At 43.2% G+C, this 15,058-nt stretch carries 10 protein-coding genes and 3 pseudogenes; 2 read left to right on the top strand and 11 right to left on the bottom strand.

The genetic code is table 11. The features are described 5' to 3' along the window. Positions 1–31: 31 nt before the first annotated feature. Positions 32–3,052, bottom strand: a complete 3,021-nt coding sequence (locus tag NSTCB13_RS06955; RefSeq protein ID WP_448271766.1) for a zinc-dependent metalloprotease — start codon at positions 3,050–3,052, stop codon at positions 32–34. A gap of 545 nt (positions 3,053–3,597) precedes the next feature. On the opposite strand from NSTCB13_RS06955, the pseudogene NSTCB13_RS06950 reads away from it, so the two are divergent. After that, positions 3,598–5,368: pseudogene (locus tag NSTCB13_RS06950) on the top strand (pentapeptide repeat-containing protein). A 199-nt stretch (positions 5,369–5,567) separates the two neighbouring features. After that, positions 5,568–6,818, top strand: a complete 1,251-nt coding sequence (locus NSTCB13_RS06945; protein WP_448271764.1) for a pentapeptide repeat-containing protein — start codon at positions 5,568–5,570, stop codon at positions 6,816–6,818. A 207-nt stretch (positions 6,819–7,025) separates the two neighbouring features. Here NSTCB13_RS06945 and NSTCB13_RS06940 read toward each other — a convergent pair whose 3' ends face one another. The 10 genes and pseudogenes from NSTCB13_RS06940 to NSTCB13_RS06895 all read right to left on the bottom strand — a co-directional run bounded on the left by NSTCB13_RS06940 (position 7,026) and on the right by NSTCB13_RS06895 (position 15,015). Next, on the bottom strand, positions 7,026–7,946 hold the full coding sequence (locus NSTCB13_RS06940) for an NAD(+) kinase (protein WP_322713728.1): 921 nt from the start codon (positions 7,944–7,946) through the stop codon (positions 7,026–7,028). A gap of 6 nt (positions 7,947–7,952) precedes the next feature. Further along, positions 7,953–8,258 (bottom strand): NADH-quinone oxidoreductase subunit NuoK, encoded by a 306-nt coding sequence (nuoK, locus tag NSTCB13_RS06935; RefSeq protein ID WP_006199065.1) that lies wholly within the window; start codon positions 8,256–8,258, stop codon positions 7,953–7,955. 60 nt (positions 8,259–8,318) lie between these two features. After that, on the bottom strand, positions 8,319–8,933 hold the full coding sequence (locus tag NSTCB13_RS06930) for an NADH-quinone oxidoreductase subunit J (protein ID WP_448271763.1): 615 nt from the start codon (positions 8,931–8,933) through the stop codon (positions 8,319–8,321). A gap of 147 nt (positions 8,934–9,080) precedes the next feature. Then, positions 9,081–9,666: pseudogene (gene ndhI, locus NSTCB13_RS06925) on the bottom strand (NAD(P)H-quinone oxidoreductase subunit I). Positions 9,667–9,755: 89 nt separating this feature from the next. Beyond that, positions 9,756–10,874 (bottom strand): NADH-quinone oxidoreductase subunit NuoH, encoded by a 1,119-nt coding sequence (gene nuoH / locus NSTCB13_RS06920; protein ID WP_445628889.1) that lies wholly within the window; start codon positions 10,872–10,874, stop codon positions 9,756–9,758. Between the two features lie 570 nt (positions 10,875–11,444). Beyond that, the gene (locus NSTCB13_RS06915) at positions 11,445–12,581 is read right to left on the bottom strand and encodes a citrate synthase (RefSeq protein ID WP_445628888.1); all 1,137 of its coding nucleotides are present in this window, start codon (positions 12,579–12,581) and stop codon (positions 11,445–11,447) included. Between the two features lie 105 nt (positions 12,582–12,686). Further along, positions 12,687–13,181, bottom strand: coding sequence for a phosphohistidine phosphatase SixA (gene sixA, locus NSTCB13_RS06910; protein ID WP_445628887.1), 495 nt, complete (start codon positions 13,179–13,181; stop codon positions 12,687–12,689). A 123-nt stretch (positions 13,182–13,304) separates the two neighbouring features. Next, a pseudogene (locus tag NSTCB13_RS06905) lies at positions 13,305–13,493 on the bottom strand (hypothetical protein); the annotation flags it as partial. Then, positions 13,490–13,690 carry a hypothetical protein gene (locus tag NSTCB13_RS06900; protein ID WP_445628886.1) on the bottom strand — a complete coding sequence of 67 codons (201 nt, stop codon included), beginning with the start codon at positions 13,688–13,690 and terminating at the stop codon, positions 13,490–13,492. The gene NSTCB13_RS06900 and the pseudogene NSTCB13_RS06905, both read right to left, overlap by 4 nt. 80 nt (positions 13,691–13,770) lie before the next feature. Continuing rightward, positions 13,771–15,015, bottom strand: coding sequence for an HNH endonuclease (locus NSTCB13_RS06895; protein WP_445628885.1), 1,245 nt, complete (start codon positions 15,013–15,015; stop codon positions 13,771–13,773). Positions 15,016–15,058: the final 43 nt, after the last annotated feature.

The raw sequence follows: 15,058 nt of genomic DNA, 5'->3' as shown, positions 1-15,058 counted from the left end.
TTTTACTATTAACTCCTCACTCCTAACTTTTTTAATTTGTTTGTAACGGTGCATTCAAGACTTTCTCGATGCGATCGCGCGTTTCTAATAAGTGCGCTTTGGTATATTCATCCTCAGAATTAATCCCCTTAAGTTTTTCATCAAGCTGTTTGAGTTTATACCAGGCTAAAGTGCGAGCATCTTCTGGAACATTCTCTTTTCGCAGTACCATACTAGTCAAAATGTCCAAATACTGACGCTGCAAACCTCGCCGCAAACTGGCAATCTTCATCGGTTTACCTTTTGGTTTGATGACTTCCGTCCAAATATCTGATTGTAAAGTGTCAAATAGTTCTGGCAGAGTGAGTGCTTTTCCTTCGGGAGTTTTGAGTTCAATATCCTTGAGGCGAGAGAGGCGATCGCTTGAGAGTAAATCTCGCAACACAGAACCCTGCATCAGTAGCACCAAGTCATGAATGGGAAAATCCAAACGACCAACTTGTGGAGAACTACCCCAATGTCGCCAACGAGAAGGTGCTAATTTATTCAGTAATTCTGGTGAAAAACTCAGAGCATCTTCTGCGAATACATATTTTTGTAGCGTTTCTAAAGCTTGGCGTTGTTCTTCAACGGGTACTGGTACAAATGGTAAACGGTGTTGGGTAACTCCAGAGACTTTCTCGGCAGGTATCTCGCTGGGGTGAATGCGATAGAAAGATTGTCCTCCAATATATTTTGTAGTGTAATATATTTGCTGAAAATAGTTACCCAATACTGTACTAAAACGTTCGCTGACATCGCTGTAACTATCACCAGCCTTTGGGAAACGCTTATCCAGACGTTCCCACATCACCCGCGAATTATTCAACTGCCACTGAGAATAAAGCAGCACATTACTGCTGTTATCCCAAGCATCAGCTGTGGGGTCAAGGTCATATACATCTTCATCTGTGGAATAACTCAACTCTGGCTTATAAGATTGTGCAGCAATTTCCTCCAAAATTGGCTTTTCTGCTATAGGAGTTGATGTCTGAATTGTTGTATAGCCGTACTTAATTGCCCATTCATCATAAGGCCCCACCATACTCGGAAAATAATCTCCTTGTTTTGTACCTTGAGGGGCAATATTTGGAGGAATATAGTCCATGACAGAAGTTGTCAGGCCTTTATTTTTGGTAATTTCGGTATTATTCATCTCCTGTGGGGGTAGCAGTGTACTACCACGGAAGTTATGACGTAAACCAAGGGTATGTCCAACTTCGTGAGCGATGATTAAACGCAAATATTGATTAATATATTCTTTTACCTTGTCTGGAGTCGCCATAGTATCAGGCAGCAGTGACATTGCCAGTGAACCAAAGGCAAACTGGTTAGCAGCTTCCATGCCGTAGCATAAATCGTACTCGCCTGCCATTTTCGATAGACGATTCAACAACCCCTGTTGTCCTTGCATCTTCTGGGGTACACCATTGTTTTTCCCATCTAAACCATTGGCGCAAAGTAGACGATTTTGCATCAAAGCTGATAAAGTCGTGCGATTTTCTGTTTGGCTGGGTTGGACGATTTTGCGATATTCACCCTTGAGTGCCCGGATAAAGCTAGCATCTACGAGAATATCTGCATCCAAAATTTCCCCTGTCAATGGGTTAACGCGAGATGGCCCCATTGCAAAGTAGCCATCAACTGTATTAATCCAGCGAATTGTGTTGTAACGAATATCTGCCGGGTCCCAGGTAGCATCATCTGGCATTTGGCGGACTTCAATTGCATCCTTGAATCCAGCTTTGAGAAAGGCTTTGTTCCACATGAGAATGCCTTCTTTCATGGCATCGCGGTATTCTAAGGGTACAGCGTTATCAATCCAGAAGACAATCGGTTTTTTGGGACGAGAAATGGCTGCTTTCGGGTCTTGTTTTTCTAAATGCCAGCGATTGATATAGCGGACAAAAGAATCGCCGCGATCGTCGTCTTTGGATAAATCTTGATAGGCGGTGATGAAATAGCCAACGCGATCGTCAGCAAGGCGCGGTCGATAATCTAGATCGGGTAGTTGGGAAAGGCTGTAGTGAACGCGCAGGGTAAAGCCACGGTTGTCAGCTAGCGACCCAAAGTTTGCCGCTTCACTGTTGGGTTCAGCACTATCAGAGTAATTCAAAATTGATTCGACTTCTAAGTTTTGAGGAAAGGCTTTAGCAGTACCAAAATAGGACTGGCTTGTGCTTTTGGGAACTCCTAAACCTACAGATAATCCAGCTAAGTCTGTGAGTAACAAATCTTCTAAGTCAATGAGAATAGTTTTGCGTTCTGGATGAATGCTTTTAATGGGAATGGTGTAGAGAACAGAATCACTAAACGATCGCGTCAGCGATCGCACTTGGGGATCTCCCTCACGAGTGCGAAAATTCACATTGCGGATGACAAAGTGTAATTTATCATCTACCCGTTTGAAATAAAATAAAAAATCTTGCAGAGGCATACCACTGTAAATACCCCGTTCGCCAATACCCGATTCCAGGGTTGCCGTAGCTAGGTAATTTTTATTAAGTTGTTCTGGCTTAATTTCTAGATAAATCTTGTTCTTTTCTTTATTACGATAAAGGGTGAACAATCCCCCTGATTTTTGGGTGTTTTTAATTACTTCGTTAAATGGCTCTAAATCATCCTTTGCTGCTGGTTTCGCGGTAGTACTAGGCTTGGCATTTGCTTTCTCTGAGAGGTTTGCGACTTGTAAAAATGGTTGCTGACCTGCTTGTTTCAGGTTTTTTACTATCCAAATAAACGGTTGAGGCTGTGCGGGTTTATTTTGATTAACTACCCAAACTTGATTTGACGGTAGCCTCTGTTTCTGAGGAATATTAATATTATTTAATGATAAGTTTGAGATTTTCGTTGAAGAAGTTTCTGTCGATAACTGACTATTGGATTTATCTTCACTGCTGACTGTTACCACATTTTCTCCAACAATATGCTTGGCTGTATCAACATTGTTAACAAACGGTGACTTAGCGCTAGCTGTCGCTATCCCTAAAAACAAACTATGTAACAAAATCATATAAAAGGTTAATCTGTTCATCGCATTCATTACCTGATAACTATCTCTCGTTAATTTTTAACTTTTGCAAAGCCATATAGCCTGCCGTATGGCGCTTATCTTAGCTGCTTTATATTAGGCAATAAACTTTCATCTGAAATTTTAATTGCCATTTTTCAGCTTTGTTGTGCTGTTTTAGTGTAGGATTTTTTCTAACAATTGCATCTCCTACAAACAATAAGTATGATTTTTACATCACACTCAGAAATTTCTTGGATAAAAAGTATCACAAATTAGCTAAATCATAGAATTAGTTGAGCTGGTAAATAATTTTGAAGTTAACACTTTATTTACATTATGAGAAGAAGCTTAAGGCTACTACAGGTAAGCAAAAAGCCGCCATCCAAAAACGCCGTTGGCAAATTCATCAGAAGTAGCCTGCCCTAAATATCGTCAACTCATGATTTTTTTACTATAGTATTTATTTATACTATTGATTATTGGGAATGCAAAACCAACTGGCATAGAAAAGTTTTTAATTCAGGATTATCAAAAACAGTTATTTAAATGTAACAACGGAAACAAAAATGTCAACATATTTATCTCAAGTTTGGCAGCTGCTGAGAAATTATGTGAGGGGTACAAGGTTACAAGAGATGCCAAAGGCCACATCCCTAGAAACTGAAGCAGTTTTACCTCTAGGAAAAAATATTAAAGAACCAGACAAAAGCGTTAGATTAGCTCAAGATAATTTGCAAGAATATTTATACTCTGCAAGACTGCAAAAAAGCTTAGAAAAATGGACAGTACCAAAGAACGGTTTGACTTCTCAGATAGACGATCGCACATTGGGCACTTTATCTACTGGGTTTTGCTTTAAAGTATGCGATCGCCAGATGCATGAAGAGATTTATGATTTATTGGGCAATGCTGCCCTGAAACCTGAGATAGTCAAGCAACTAATGGAATTGGTTGTGACTGGTCAAAAAATTCGTCCAGAATTACTTTTTGGGCGGCTAGAAGATTTTTATCGTCGCTGGTGTCAGGGAGAATTTATCGATGGCACACCAGATGATAACCTGCCTCAGCAAACAAAGTTAAAGCTAGCGGCACAAAATATTGCGATCGGATTGAGACAGGTAGACATATATACAGGGCTGAACGTACTGATTTTATTACTAGAGTTACACCATTACGCCCAAGGGCAAAATGAACTCAAACAAAAAATCAACTTTTACCCATCTGCCCAACCGGACACAGACAATTTTTTCACATCCCAACTGCTGCGGATTATCAATTATAGCGATGCCCTAGAAATTGGCAACTTTAGCAGTATAGTTGGACAATTCCTCAAAGGCGGCAACTTTAGGGGTGCTTACCTCGGCGATGCCAACCTTACCGGGGCAGACTTTAGCGGTGCCGACCTTAGCCTTGCTTATCTTGGCGATGCCAACTTAACTGGCGTAAACTTCAGCGGTGCCAACCTTAGCGGTGCCAACCTCGGCGATGCCAACCTCAGCGGTGCCAACCTCACTGGTGCTAACCTTAGCTGTGCCGACCTCAGTAGTACCAACTTCAGCGGTGCTAACCTTAGCTGTGCCAATCTTAGCCGCGCCGACCTCAACCGTGCCGACCTTAGCAATACCAACCTTAGCCGCGCCGACCTTAACCGCGCCGACCTCAACCGCGCCGACCTTAGCAGCACTAACCTCAGCCATGCTGACCTAAGTAACGCCATCCTTTTCGGTGCAAATCTGAGTGAAGCCAACCTTAATAGCGTCAGCCTTAGCCATGCCGACCTTTGCCGCGCCGACCTCAGTGGTGCTGATTTGAGTCACGCCATCCTCAACGGTACTAACCTCAGTGACACAATTCTTTTCAGTACCAACCTCAGCAACGCTATCCTGGTTGCCGCAGACCTCAGCTATGCCAAACTTAATGGTGCCAAACTTAACAATGCTAGACTTAACGGTGCAATGTTCTTAGGTGCCGACCTCAGCGGTGTAGACCCTGAGTCGGGTGATTCTCAACGAAGCTGACCTTAGCGGCGTGATTCTCAACGACGCTGACCTCAGTGGTGCTGACCTCACCGACGCCATCCTGTTTGGCACAGACTTCAGCTATGCCAACCTTAACAATGCTAACCTTAGTGGCAGTAACCTCAGTGGTGCTATCCTCAACGGCGCGGATCTCAGCCATAGCAACCTCAGTTATGCCATTCTGGGTGGTGCAGACCTCAGCGACGCCAATTTAGAAGAGATGATCTGGGGTAAAAAGCAGCAGTGGGAAGGTGTGCGGGGATTAGAGACAGCAGTTAATGTACCGGAGGAGTTGAAGGAAGAACTGGGACTGAATTGAGATGAGGCAGATGAGAGAAAGGTAAAACCCAAGCTTGATGCGATCCCTTTCCTCTTCCTCTATTCTTCCTCCGTGTTCTCTGCGCCTCTGTGGTCGTCTGTGGAAAGCTGCTACGCGTCTACGTCATTCTTCCCACACCCATCAACCCCAAATTTTACACTAAACTCTAAATAATCAGTAATTGCACGAGTCCCAGTGAATGAACAAGCGTTTATCGCAAACCTGGCAGAAGTTTCAGGAATCCTTCTCAATAGAAGAGAATCTGAACACCACAGTTAAGACTGGCAAGGCAGTTTTGGAAGCCGCTGAACACCTGAAAGCGTGGACACAATACGAAGAAACAGAAGACGGAAAACAACTAGTTATTCTCGAAGACCAAATGAATTGGCAAATTTATGATTTGCTGGGTTTTGGCAGACTCACACCAGAAATTGTGGAATCTTTAATGAGGCTGCTTACTGAAAAACAAGATTTCTCTTGGGAGCAATTATTTAAACGCTTAGACAATTTTTACCATAACTGGTGTAAAGGGAAGTTTATTGACTCTGCGAAAGAGACTTTGCCTCAGAAAAAGCTACAACAGTTGCAACAGTATGGGATTCAAGGGCTAGGTCAGCGTGAGGTGGATATTTATGCTGGGTTGAATGTGATGATTTTGCTTTTGGAGTTGCACCGTTATGCTAAAGGGCGAGATGATCTTAAACAAGAAATTGTTTTCTATCCGTCTGGTCAAACTGGTGCAGACAATTTTGAAGAATACCAATTAACTCGTGTCATCAATTACAGTGATTGCTTTCAGCTTGGAACTTTTAGTAGTGTAGTTGGGCAATTCCTCAGCGACGCCAACCTTAGCGGCGCAACCTTCATTGGTGCAAACCTCATTCGTGCAAACCTTAGCGAAGCAAATCTTAGTGGCGCATACTTTGGCCTCGCAAACCTCAGCGGAGCAAATCTCAGCGACGCAAGCCTCAGTGCTGCAAGCCTCTATGGTGCAAACCTCAGCGGAGCAAATCTCAGCGGAGCAACCCTCAGCGGAGCAACCCTCATTGGTGCAAACCTTTTCTTCGCAGTTCTTGGCGAAGCAAACCTTAGCAAAGCAAACCTTAGAGGTGCAGAACTTGGCGAAGCAAACCTCAGCGGCGCAAATCTCAGCGGTGCAAATCTTAGCGGTGCAGACCTTAGCTACGTAAATCTCAGCCGCGCAGACCTCAGTGGCGCAAATCTCAAACGCGCAAATCTCACCCGCGCAAACCTCGAAGGCGCAAATCTCAAAGGCGCAAACCTTAGCGGTGCAGACCTCTGGGGCGCAAACCTCAGCCGTGCAAATCTCAGCCAGAAGAAGTTAGGAGATATAGACTGGGATGAAAATACAAACTGGGAAAATGTGGAAGGACTTGATACAGCAGTGAATGTACCAAAAGCCTTAAAGAAACAGTTGCGGCTGAGTTAAAAAGAGGTGGAAGTAAAGGAGCCTTTCCCTACTTGACTTTTTTTACATCACTCTAAATTGTCAGCCAATAAACAGTATCAGCAAATAAATTCACAATAATAGCAGAAAGCCCCCGGATGAATCTAGGGGCTTGGGTAATTTGGGTTGCGATCGCCTACACTCGTTATGCGATCGCAATCTATGGTAAATGCACTCTCAAATACTTAATTAATTACGGTGATTATTGCTGTAGTGAACCCTTGTACCTGCCCACAGCAACTTTTCTCGTAGCGTCTGATAGTAGGAATTGTTCTCGCGCAAAATAATAAATTTAGCCCGACACTCTGCCATCCGTACATCAACGCGGTGTCCGGGCCAAATTGAAGTCCCTAAAACCCCATCTGTCCACAGCTTAGTACTCAAATCGTAATCCCCCAAAGGCCAAATGCTCACCACAGAACCAGGGGGTAAAACGAGAGGACGACTAGAAAGGCTCATTGCACAAATAGGAGTGATGGTAAGGGCTTCCATACCATCATGCATAATTGGCCCATTCGCAGAAACGGTATAACCTGTGGAACCTGTAGGAGTGGAAATAATCAACCCATCGCCGACGTATTGATCGACTACCTCACCGTCGATTTCCATTTCCAGAATTGAGGTGATCATTCGGTCAGCGGAGGCTGGTTTGACACAGAATTCATTCAAAGCCAGGTAACGTTCGCTCACTGGTTCTAAATTAGATCCATGACCCTCATATACCGCAGCTTGTAACATCATCCGTCGTTGGATAGCATAACGATCCTCAAACAGCCGATCCCAAACTTTCTCTGTATCCTGAAACTCTTCCACTGACTCAGTTAAAAACCCCAGATGGCCTCCTACATTCACTCCCAGAATTGGGATACCAGCTGGGGCTAAATGTCTGGCACCAGTTAAAACAGTACCATCGCCACCGAGTACCAAAGCGAGATCGATTGGTTGACCCGCCGAAGCCAAAAAGACTGGATAAGGGTTGTCTTTCGGCCCGCTAGGCCCCATCAACACTTGGCAATCGCGACTTTCTAGTTGTTTCGCACAGATTTCTGCCCATTGTTTACTCCGGGCATCCCGCGCTTTATAAGCAATGATTATCTGCTTGAGTTGCACGCACAATTACCACTTCAGGAGATTAAACTGCTCCATATCGACGGTATCGCGGTTGCGATAAATGGCCAGCACGATCGCTAAACCCACCGCCGCCTCGGCTGCGGCCACAGTAATCACAAATACTGTGAAAACCTGACCCTTAATTAATGTTGAGTCGAGGAAGTTGGAAAATGCCATTAAATTCAGATTAACAGCATTAAGCAGTAATTCAATTGACATCAGCACCCGCACAGCGTTGCGGCTAGTAATTAAACCGTAGATGCCAATGCAGAATAAAGCTGCTGCTAGTAATAAAAAGTACTGGAGTTGCATGAATCTGAGTATCCCTCCTGAAAAAATCTGGCTGTTTATCTGCGACTCAGGTTGCAAATATTACTCTTTTGTTTCGCTGGTTGTTGATACTAGTTCTCTGGGGCGTTCTTGCAAAGTCAAAACAGTTTGCCCCAGTTTGGATGGCGTCAACAGGTCTGGCAAATACTCGCGGCGTGCCAAAATAATTGCTCCTACCATTGCTATCAGCAGCAAAATGGAAGCTAGTTCAAAAGGCAGTAAAAAGTCAGTGAAGAAATGTTCTCCAATTAAAACTATAGAACTTTTGCTACCCGCCACAGGAGCAGCTGAGTAAGCCCAGGGAGTAGCCAGCACCATCGTACTTAAAAGACCAAACAATCCTACACTAACTACAGCCGTAAGTGCTTTCCGCACCCAAGAGTTGGGAAATGCTACAAAATTCTGCCGCTTGTTCACCAACATAATGGCAAACAAAATCAGCACGTTAACCGCTCCAACGTAAATTAGTATTTGTGCAGCTGCAACAAAATCAGCATTTAGCAACAGGTAGATTCCCGCTATGCTGATAAACACACCCCCCAGCAAAAAGGCAGAATAAACGATATTGGAGAACAGCACCACACCAATGGCTGCCCCAATCATCATCACGCCTAGTATGCCAAGTGATACTAACTGTACTCCTTCTGCTAGATTCACTGTTTTTTGTCCTTAGTCAATTGTCATTGATCGTTGGTCATTGGTCATTGGTCATTGGTCATTGGTCATTTGTCAAATAACATAGACGCCCTTTGGCGGCTTCCCGTAGGGTAGGACAAAGGACAAATGACAATGGACAAATGACATTTATTTTTCTGTTTGTTCTACCAAGTCTTCTGGACGCGCACCTGCACGCGGCGCATCTGCGGGCAGCCCATGTGGTTCGAGGACGCCTTTGGGTAGGTAAACTAGTTCGCGCAGTGGTGTCACCATTGGATCGTCTGTTACTTTATACGGCAGACGACCCTAGCGCTACGTTGTCGTAGTTCAATTCATGGCGATCGTAAGTGGAAAGCTCATATTCTTCTGTCATCGATAGACAGTTAGTGGGGCAAAATTCCACACAATTACCGCAAAAGATACAAACTCCAAAGTCAATGCTGTAGTGGTTGAGTTTTTTCTTTTTGCTGGCTTTGTCGAATTCCCAATCTACTACAGGTAAGTTAATTGGACAAACGCGAACGCAAACTTCGCAAGCGATGCACTTATCAAATTCAAAATGAATCCTACCGCGAAACCGTTCGCCAGGAATTAGTTTTTCGTAAGGGTACTGTACAGTAATTGGACGCCGCCGCATGTGGTCGAAGGTGACAGAAAGACCTTGACCAATGTAACGCGCAGCTTGTACTGTTTCTTTGGCGTAATCGCCAACTTGTTTTAGGAACTTTAGCATTGTGCTTCACTCTCTCTTTTAGATTTTTGATTTTGAATTTTAGATTTTAGATTCAATCCAAAATCTAAAATCTAAAATCTAAAATTGGTTCACCCGCCGAAGGCGAAGGGAAAGGCTAGTTTCAGGGCGGCGGTTAATAGGAGATTAACCAAACCAACTGGCAACAAAAACTTCCATCCTAAATCTAACAGTTGGTCAATCCGTACCCGTGGCACTGTCCAGCGCAACAGGATGGCGACAAACACTAGTAAATAGGCTTTGAACACAGTCATGGTGATACCCAAAGCCGCAGTGACTATCTGGAACACGGGATTTAATTCACTGACTCCCAGCCAACCAGCGATCAGGTTGAGGGGAAGGGGAAAGTCCCAACCGCCCAGGTAGAGAATTGCTACTAGTAAGGAAGAAAGGATTAAGTTAACGTATGAACCCAGGTAGAACAGACCAAATTTCATACCTGAGTATTCAGTTTGATAGCCTGCGACGATTTCTTCTTCCGCTTCGGGTAAGTCAAAGGGTAATCGTTCGCATTCAGCGAGGGCGGCTATCCAAAAGATCAGAAAACCAATTGGTTGTCGCCAAATGTTCCAGCCCAGAATGCCGTAGCCAGATTGTTGATTGACAATATCAACGGTGTCGAGGCTATTAGACATCATAGCGATCGCTAACACCGCTAAGGCCAAAGGAATTTCATAACTAATAGATTGCGCTGCTGCCCGCAAGCCCCCTAAGAGGGAGTATTTGTTATTAGATGCATAGCCAGCCATCAGCAAGCCAATGGGTTGAATGCTTGACAAGGCAATCCACAAGAATACACCCATCCCCACATTGCTAATTACGATATTCTGTCCAAAGGGCACAATCAGGAACGACAGAAACACCGGAATTACAACAAGAATGGGGCCGAGGGTAAACAGCCAGGGGTCAGACTTTGCTGGTACTATATCTTCTTTAAATACCAGCTTCAGACCATCCGCTACAGGTACCAGCAACCCAAAAGGCCCTTGGTATTCTGGCCCAATTCGCTGCTGTGCTGAGGCAGAAATTTTCCGTTCTAGCCAAGTAGCAACTAATACTCCTACTGTTGCCCCAATCAGCATCAGTATCATTGGCAGCGGCATCCAAATCGCTTTGGCTGTTCCTGCTGGTATACCTAAATCCCGGAGGGATTCAATAAAAGTTCCTTGGAGGTCAATTCCTGAATTCATGTTTGGTGCTCTTTAAGACATAGAGTCATGGTGAGTTACAACTATTAGTTAAATTAATACCTGTAAATTCACCCATTTTTAATTTTTGCTGTGATGACGCCCGATTGAAGATTTGTTGCCAATTCCCATGCCTAGTATATCGTTGGATGGTTTGACCACCCTGAAGCGAGATGAGAATTCTACTTATGGTTGGCATTGAGATTGACTATTGTGAGGAGACGGGGATAGGGGCAGCTTTCTGGGGCAGGTTTTTTTGATTAGACAAATTTTTGGAATTTTAAAACCAAAACCATTGTCTGAGAACTTAAAACTACGTTCAATAATTGAGAACATTCTCAACTATTTATCGAAAGCCTAAAAGCCTGCCCTTGAAAGGATAGGGGCAGGGGAGCAGAGGAGCAGCACTTCTCTACGAGACGCTGCGCGAACGACTACGCTCAGTGACCGAGGAGCAGGGGAGCAGGTGGTCACTGATCGTAGCCGAAGTGGGAAGCAGGAAGCAGAGGGAGAATAACTCCTAACTCCTAACTCATTACTCAGCACTCCTAACGCCCCATACCCCATGCCCAGTTACCGTTGCTCAATGGGAGTATAAGTAACTTCGTGCAGACCGTTGTAAACCTGGGTAGGACGGAAAATCCGGTTTTCTGCTAGTTGTTCTTTCCAATGGGCTAGCCAACCGGCAACGCGAGCGATCGCAAATATTGGCGTAAATAAGTCTGTAGGAATCCCCATCTTCCTATACACCAAACCGGAGTAAAAGTCAATATTGGGATAAATCCCCTTGCTACCGAGTTTTTCCTCTACAACTCGTTCCATTTCTTGAGCAATGTCATAGAACTTGTCATGACCAAATTTTTCAAACAATTGCTCTGCTAATCCTTGTAAAATTATGGCTCGTGGGTCTTTCACCTTATAAACACGATGTCCAAAGCCCATAATCTTAGATTTAGTTTGCAGACAATGCTCTATGTAGGGACGGACATTTTCCACAGAGCCAATTTTTTCTAACATCTGAATTACTTCTTCATTGGCTCCACCATGCAGAGGCCCGCCCAAAGTTCCCACAGCACTAGCAACCACAGCATAAGGATCGGTCAAGGTGGAAGCTGTCACCCTGGCACTGAAGGTAGAAGCATTCATTGTATGCTCAACTTGAAGTATCAAGCAGATATCAAAAATCCGCGCCATCAGAGGATCGGGTTCTTTCTCATCGAGCATGTATAGAAAGTTGGCCGAGTAGTCTAAGTCATCACGGGGACGTACCGGATCGTTGCCTTTTCGCATCAGTTGGAAGGCCGCCACCATCGTCGGAATAGTTGCTATCAGGCGCACCACCGAATCTCGAATGTAGATAGGATTATGTAAATCGCGGAGCGAATAAAATAAGCCTAAAGCCGCAGCAGAGGCTTGCAAGGCATCCATTGGGTGGCCGCTTTCTGGAAAGCATTTCATCATGTCCCGAATGCGGTATTTTATCCGCCGATGGTAACGAACTTCATGCTCAAATGTTTCCAGTTCTTCTTTGCTTGGCAGTTTACCCCAGATCAAGAGATAAGCAGTTTCTAAGAATGTACTTTTTTCTGCTAATTCCTCAATCCTAATGCCACGATATTCTAGTATTCCCTTTTGCCCATCAACATAGCTGATACTTGATTGAGCGGCGGGAATGCCTTCTAGACCAGGCTTGTATTCGCACACCATCATGGCAACACCATTTGCTTTTTGAAATTGCTGAAGGTAACTTACCAGAAATTTATTGCTGCCATAACAGTAGACGTTCTAACAACAATCGAAAATGTTGAAAAACTGTTATAGCAGGTACTTGGGTGGTGTCAACCAAAACATCTGACTACGACCCAGAGGAGAACCTGTTTCTGGTAGTTTTATCCCAATCATACCTGCTTTTTTCAAGACTAAGCTTTCTTTGACTTCTCCCCACAGGAGAATTTCTGCCCAATTGGTCAAATCAGGTTCGTGTCCAACCAGCGCCAGTTGGGTATTTTGGGAATAATTTCTTGGCTCTAACCACTCTTTTAGCCAACTAGAAATTTGACCATCGTGAGCGAGGTGGCTAGATTCTTCTAACTGGGAGCTTAGTTTTTCTGCTATCAGGATTTCAGCCGTTTGGCGCGCCCGCACCAAGGGACTGGTGAGAATTAAATCAAAGTTTAAACCTAATTTAACAAGTTTCTGGGCAACTTTCTCAGTTTTTTGCCTTCCTTCTTTGGTTAGGCTGCGCTCCTCATCTTTGATGCCTAATCCCTTGTCTTCGGCGATGCCATGACGAATTAAGTATAGTTCCATATTTTGTATTATGAGCGATCGGTTAGGCTGCTCTTAGGCAATGTTAGAACGCTATTCACCACTTAGCAATCAGTCATACTCTGGATGCGATCCAATCCAAAACCATACAAAATTCTCATCTTATTTTACAGCAAGCGCCCGATAATATATACCAATACGCACTGACCAAAACTGACCGACTTTTTTGAAATGTAATGATGGATATTTGGGATCTTGCTGAAGAAACTCGTAACATCGATCGGCAAGTTCTTGGATATCAATTGGTAACTGGCGATAGTAATACCAAAAATTAGGGGTTGCTCGATGTTTCACAGATCGGTACAACGCCCTTCTCGGAGATGCTTGAGTGCTTTCTGTGCCAATGCATCTAACCGACCAGCAGCGACATCTTCTTCAATCTGTTTATCCCAGGATGCTGCATCAAATTCCGCAAACCAGGCACGAAAAGCGGCGAGATCCTCTGGTGAAAGTTGACTAATAGCGAGTTCTACTTGCTTTAGGGTACTCATATATCTAGGTAAATCAAGGTTGTCATTCTCTAACTTAAATATACAAAGACTTCCGACCAAAATAGCTGAATTAATTTAGGCTAAATATTTTGGCACCATTCACACTGCTCAAATCTCTGTTTCAAAAATTGTTGGTTGGTACAGCACATTTCATCTTTTAGTATTCGTAATTCTTTACCATCGATTGTTTTGTATTCAGTTTTTTTGAGAAGAGGGGAAAGATGTACTTTCATTGTTTTTGGATCGATGGCAATAAGGTTTAAGTCAAATAACGTGTGCAAGTCAGCACGTAATAATAAACCATTTGACGGATGATTATTTTCTGTTTCAATATAAGGAATTATATGGGCAGCTTCAAGCGCAGCCTCAGCATCAAAATTGGTAATAGCGCACTTACTAGAATAAGCATCTAGTAAAGACTTACGAAATTGTGATTGTCCCTGTCTGCTAGCTATTGATACAGTAATTTTTTGACGAGCGTCGGCATCACTTTTAAAATTGAAAAATTTTTGTTTATCAAGTTCTTCTCTAGCAAGTAATAGTTCGTTAGTCTCTGGCGATGGCTTCGGCTCTAATGAGGGTATTTTAGGCTCTGGTATTATCGGTAGTTCTGGAGGCTTCGGCGTTTCGCTAATCTTCTTTAAAATTGATTCGTAATAACTTATTCTATTAATTGCTTTGACATATTTAGGATCAACTTCCAAGGCTAATTTGTAAGCATCTATTGCAGCTTGATACTCCTTATTTTGCTTAAATACCTCTCCCTTATCAAAAAAGATGTCAACAAGTCTAACTCCTCGCCTTTGCCTTTGTTGTATTAGGGAATGCTTCTCCCATTCTGAATCTAAAAATGGAGCAGCTTTACTATTGAATCTACAACCGCCACCTCCAAAATTAAAATTTATACCTTGAAATTGAGGTAATCTTCTTAAATTCTTTTGTTCCAGAGGGAAATCAAAATCAACAACTGAATCTATTTGAATGTAAACGAAAAAATATCCAGCATTATCGGATATGTACGCTTCACTTAAGTCTGAATATTTTTTGCTATCTAAAACCTTTAGTTGATAATCTTTTGGTGCTGCAATAATATGACCAGCAGCAATAAAGCCACTAGGTTCATTGCCAGTATTTCCGCTTCTCTGAAAGTAGGCTCTATCTCCAACCTGTATGAATCTAGAATTCGAGCAACTCCAGGATGTTTCGTAGTATTCTCCTGACGAAATTTCTGACTTTATCAAGCCAGGAAGTTTACTATTTTTAATGATTCCTTGTCCACTGTTATATTTTGCTTCACCGTTGCAAAGAAAAATTATAGTTTCCATCAAATATAAAAATGACTAATCATGATTGTCATGATGTTAGCCA

The sequence above is a fragment of the Nostoc sp. DSM 114160 genome, assembly GCF_053470305.1.
This window is presented reverse-complemented; position numbering and strand designations above follow the sequence as displayed.